This window comes from Streptomyces sp. SID5785 (genome assembly GCF_009870065.1).
Lineage (GTDB): Bacteria > Actinomycetota > Actinomycetes > Streptomycetales > Streptomycetaceae > Streptomyces.
This window is the reverse complement of the sequence record NZ_WWIA01001087.1, coordinates 1-731: the sequence shown is the minus strand read 5'-3', so window position 1 is coordinate 731 and position 731 is coordinate 1. Positions and strand designations below refer to the sequence as shown.

Annotated in this window: 1 protein-coding gene; it reads left to right on the top strand. The window is 66.3% G+C overall.

Annotated features, from left to right (window positions below; genetic code table 11):
• Window positions 1–731 (top strand): extracellular solute-binding protein (locus GTW43_RS35045; protein WP_161306007.1); only part of this gene is annotated, 731 nt, incomplete at both ends.

Here is a 731-nt window from a genome sequence, read left to right as displayed (position 1 = left end):
GCCAACAACGGCGTCCTGTACTACCGCACGGACCTGTTCGAGAAGGCCGGCCTGCCGGAGCCCCTCACCTGGGACGCCTTCTACCGGGCGGCGCGGAAGCTGACGGATGCGAAGAAGAACGCGTTCGGGTACACGATCCGGGGTGGTGCGGGGTCGATCGCGCAGGCTTTCGACGCGATGTACGGGCAGTCGGGGATCACGTCGTTCTGGGATGCGTCGGGGAAGAGGACGACGTTGAACGATCCGCGGAACGTGGCGGCGCTGGAGAAGTACGCGGCGCTGTACAAGAAGGTGACGCCGTCGGCGGATCTGAACAACGACTTCACGAAGATGGTGGCCCAGTGGGACCAGGGCACCATCGGCATGGTCAACCACAATCTGGGTTCCTACCAGGATCACGTGAAGGCGTTCGGTGCGGATCGTTTCCGGGGGATCCCGCAGCCGACCGGGCCGGGCGGCAAGCGCGTCCAGGTCTCCAACCCCGTCGACGGTCTCGGCATCTTCAAGGCCTCGAAGAACAAGGACGCCGCCTGGAAGTTCGTCCAGTACGCCGCCTCTCACGAGGCCAACTCCCGGTGGAACGAGTCGGCGGGGCAGATCCCGGCGTCCACCGATGCCGCGAAGGACGCGTGGGTCGCCCGCTCCGAGCCCACCAAGCTCGCCGCGGCCGCGCTCAACGACGGCTCCACCGAGATCGTGCAGCTCCCGTACTACCTCCCGGACTGGAACAC